Genomic DNA, 3,717 nt, shown 5'->3' on the forward strand with positions numbered 1-3,717 from the left:
CGGGCCGCGTCCGCCGGCGCGGCTCCGGTGGCGACCGGCGCAGCCGGCGCGGGTCCGGTGGTGGCGCCGTCCGGTGCGGTGGCGCAGTGCGCCAGGATGACGTCGGCCAGCTCGGCCGGCTGGTGCTTGGCGAAGTAGTGGCCGGCGCCCTCGATCACCGCCAGCGACACCCGGTCGGCGAAGAACTCCCACTCCAGGTAGCGCTCCTGGTACAGCTCGGTGGCCCGGTCGCCGCTGCCGACCACGCAGACCAGCGGCGCGGACAGCTTGCGGGGCAGGCCCTGCGCGTAGACGTCGGTGTAGTAGTCCTCGCCCCGGGCCGAGTCGGCCAGGACCACCCGCATCACGAAGTCCTTCTCCGCTTCGTCGAAGACCTCGGTGAAGAAGCCCATCGCGCGCAGCGACTCCAGCGTGCGCCGCTTCGACGCCCAGCGCTCCACCGGGAACCACCGGCGCAGCCAGCCGAACACCCGTCCGGGCAGCCGGGGAGCGGGGAAGTGCGCCCCGATCACCACGCCGGTGACCTCGACGCCGGCCGCCTCCAGCCGGCGGGCCAGCTCGACCGCCTCGGCGCCGCCGACGCAGTGCCCGTACACGGCCACCGGGCCGGTGATCTGCCCGACCACCTCGGCCACGCAGCGGTCCACCAGCTCGTCCAGGTCGAGCATCGGCTCGTCCGGGCGGTTCAGGTCGTGCCCGGGCCGTTCCAGCGCGTACAGCGACACCCCGGCCGGCAGGGCGTCCGCGAGCGGCTGGAAGGTGATCGCGCTGCCGCCGCCGAACGGTACGCAGAGCAGCGTCAGCGTGGTCGGCGTGCCCGGCCGGGCCGGGGTCAGCTCGTGCAGCAGCCGGCCGGCCGAGCCGCCGGTCTCGGCCAGGTGCGCGGTCAACCCGCGGATGGTCGGGTGCCGGAACAGGTCGAGCACGCTGATCGCCGGGTCGGTGCCGGCCAGCGCCTTGATCGCGCGGAACGAGTCGCCGCCCAGGTCGAAGAAGTCGTCGTCGATGCCGACCCGCTCGTAGCCGAGCACCTCCGCCCAGCGCCGGGCCAGCGCCTCCCGCAGCGGCGTGTCCGGCACGCCGGCGCCGACCTCGGCGCGTTCGCGGCGGGGCGCGGGCAGGGCCGACCGGTCGACCTTGCCGTTGGCGTTGAGCGGCATCCGGTCCAGCGGCACGAACGCCGACGGCACCATGTAGTCCGGCAGCCAGGTGCGCACGAACGTCCGCCAGGGCGCCGGGTCGGCGGCGAAGTCGGCGGTCACCCCGCCGGCGGGGTCCGGCTCGGGGCCGCCGGTCAGCGTCAGGTAGGCCACCACGGACTTCTCGCCCGCGTCCTCGCGGACCACCACGGCCGCGTCGCGGACCGCGTCGTGCCGGCGCAGCACCGCCTCGATCTCGCCCAGCTCGATCCGGAACCCGCGCACCTTCACCTGCGAGTCGCCCCGGCCGAGGAACTCGATCCGCCCGTCGGTCAGCCGGCGGCCGAGGTCGCCGGTGCGGTAGAGCCGCCCGTCGCCGTACGGGTCGGGCACGAAGCGCTGCGCGGTGAGCGTCGGGTCGTCGTGGTAGCCGCGGGCCAGCCCCGGCCCGCCCAGATAGATCTCGCCGGGCACCCCGACCGGCACCGGTGCGAGCCGCGCGTCGAGCACGTGCGCCCGCATGTTGCCGATCGGCCGGCCGACCGTGGGCCGGGTCTCGTCCGGCGTGATCCGGTCCATGGTGGCCCACACGGCGGCCTCGGTCGGCCCGTACAGGTTCCACAGCGCGTCCACCCGTTCGGCCAGCTGCCGGGCCAGCGGCGCGGGCACCGCCTCGCCGCCGCACACGGCGGTCAGCCCGGGCGTGCCGCGCCACCCCGACTCGATCAGCAGCCGCCAGGTCGTCGGCGTGCCCTGGGCCAGCGTGACGCCCTCGGTGTCGAGCAGCGCGGCCAGCCGGGCCGCGTCGTAGGCGACGTCCCGGTCCACCAGCAGCATCCGGGCGCCGACCACGAGCGGCAGGAACAGCTCCGGCACGGACATGTCGAAGGCGAAGCTGGCCATCGCCAGCATGGTGCCGTCGCGGGTCAGGCCGGGCCGCTCGCGCATCGCGGCGAGCGTGTTGACCACGGCGCCGTGGGTCACCCGGACGCCCTTGGGTCGACCGGTGGAGCCGGAGGTGTAGATCAGGTACGCGAGGTGGTCCGGCCCGGCCGTCACCGGGGGCGCGGTGTCCGGCCCGTCGGCCGTGCCGGCGGTCACCACCGCGCCGGCGAAGCCGGTGAACCGGTCGGCCAGCGCCGCGTCGGTGACCAGCACCGTCGCGCCGCTGTGGGTCAGCACGTAGCGCTGCCGCTGCACCGGGTACTCCGGATCGACCGGGACGTACGCGCCGCCCGCCTTCAGCACGCCGAGCAGCGCGACCGGCAGCTCGGCCGAGCGGGGCAGGCAGACCGCGACCGGCACGTCCGGCCCGACGCCGGCCCGGCGCAGCCGGTGCGCGAGCCGGTTGGCCCGGGCGTCCAGCGCGGCGTAGCTCAACGTGGTCCCGCCGAACGTCACGGCCGGCCGGTCCGGGCCGGCGGCCACCTGGCGCGCGAACAGGTCGACGAGGGTCGGCACCCGGTCCGGCGCGGTGTCCCACCCGGCCGGCGCGGCGGTGTCGTTCCACTCGGCGAACCGGGCCAGTTCGCCGGCGGTCAGCAGGGGCAGCTCCGCCAGTCGGGCGTGCGGGTCGGCGATCGCCGCGGCGAGCAGGGTGTCCAGGTGGCCGATCATCCGCTCGGCGGTGGTCGCGTCGAAGAGCGCGGTGTTGTACTCCAGCCGGAACCGCAGCCCCTCGGCCACCTCGTACGCGTACAGCGCCAGGTCCTGCTGGGCGATGCACGGCTCCACCGCGAACGGGGTCATCCGCACCCCGGCGGCGTCCACGTCCCGCTGCTCGGGCACGTTGAGCAGGTTGAACATGACCTGGAACAGCGGGTTGCGGCTCAGGTCGCGGGGCGCGTCGACCAGGTCCACCAGCCGCTCGAACGGCACCTCCTGGTGGTCGTACGCGCCCAGCGCGGTGCGCCGGACCTGCCCGAGCAGCTCGGCGAAGGTCCACTCGCCGTCCAGCACGGTGCGCAGCGGCAGCATGTTGACGAAGAAGCCGACCATCGGCTCCAACTCGGCGCGGACCCGGCCGGCGACCGGCATGCCGACACAGACGTCGCGCTGGCCGGTCCAGCGCCACAGCACCGCCTTGTACGCGGCGAGCAGCGTCATCGCCAGCGTGGCGCCGTGCTCCTGGCTGAACCGGCGGAGCCGGTCGGCGGTCTCCCGGGGCAGGACCAGCGAGTGGACCGCGCCGTCGAACGTCTGCACCGGCGGGCGGGGCCGGTCGGTGGGCAGCTCCAGCACGGCGGCCACCCCGTCGAGTTGCCCGCGCCAGTACCGCAGGTCCGCGCTGTCCGGGTCGGCCAGCCGGTCGCGCTGCCAGCGCGCGTAGTCGCCGTACTGGACGGTCAGCTCGGGGAGCGGGTCGGGCCGTCGCTCGCGGGCGGCGGCGTACCCGGCGGCCACCTCGCGGGCCACCACGCCGAGCGACCAGCCGTCGGAGACCGCGTGGTGCATGGTCAGCGACAGCACGTGCCGGTCGTCGGCGACGCGCAGCAGCACGGCCCGGAACAGCGGGCCGCCGGCCAGGTCGAACGGCCGGCGCACGTCCGCGGCGAGGGCGGCGTGCACCCAGCCGCGC

At 75.7% G+C, this 3,717-nt stretch carries 1 protein-coding gene; it reads right to left on the reverse strand.

The window, feature by feature from the left end:
* The coding region (locus HUW36_RS27970) for a non-ribosomal peptide synthetase (protein ID WP_174530872.1) at positions 1-3,717 on the reverse strand (3,717 nt) is incomplete at both ends.

Origin of the sequence: Micromonospora maritima (genome assembly GCF_902825405.1) — a bacterium.
Lineage (GTDB): Bacteria > Actinomycetota > Actinomycetes > Mycobacteriales > Micromonosporaceae > Micromonospora > Micromonospora maritima.